At 40.5% G+C, this 499-nt stretch carries 1 protein-coding gene; it reads left to right on the forward strand.

The annotated features are described in order from the left end of the window. Nucleotides 1-97 precede the first annotated feature (97 nt). A partial coding sequence (locus tag AXW61_RS16970; RefSeq protein WP_155858690.1) for a DUF4372 domain-containing protein occupies nt 98-499 on the forward strand: 402 nt, incomplete at its 3' end.

Below are 499 nucleotides of genomic sequence, written 5' to 3' on the forward strand. Positions count from 1 at the left end.
CACTGCTGTCCCATAGTTTGCTTTAAATAAAAAAACCTGAGTCCTAACAGTTAAAATATGAGTGCAAACAAACACTTTAACGACCAGGATTCAGGTTTTGTCACATCAGAATACCGTATTTCATGAGCTAATTAAACCTGTTGTGCGACAGGATTTTGAACAACTTGCTAAAGTACACCATGTTGGACAGAAATTTAGAGCGGCTTCCCGGTGGGATCAGTTTATTGCCATATTGATGTCTCAATTCTCTTGTAGGCAAAGTCTGAGAGATATTCAATCCAATTTGGAGTGCCAACAGGAAAAGCTAAGTCATCTCGGAGCAAAGTCTATTCCCCGAAGCACGCTGGCACGAATCAATGAGCAGCAGCCTGCTGCCTTGTATCAACAGCTATTTTACAAGTTGCTTAAATACTATGAACACTCAAAAGTAGCTCATAAATTTCGCTTTAAGAATCCCTTGTATTCCTTGGATGCCAGTCATATTGACCTGTCGCTTTCC

It is taken from the genome of Acinetobacter sp. BMW17 (genome assembly GCF_001592855.1).
Classification (GTDB): Bacteria; Pseudomonadota; Gammaproteobacteria; order Pseudomonadales; family Moraxellaceae; genus Acinetobacter; species Acinetobacter johnsonii.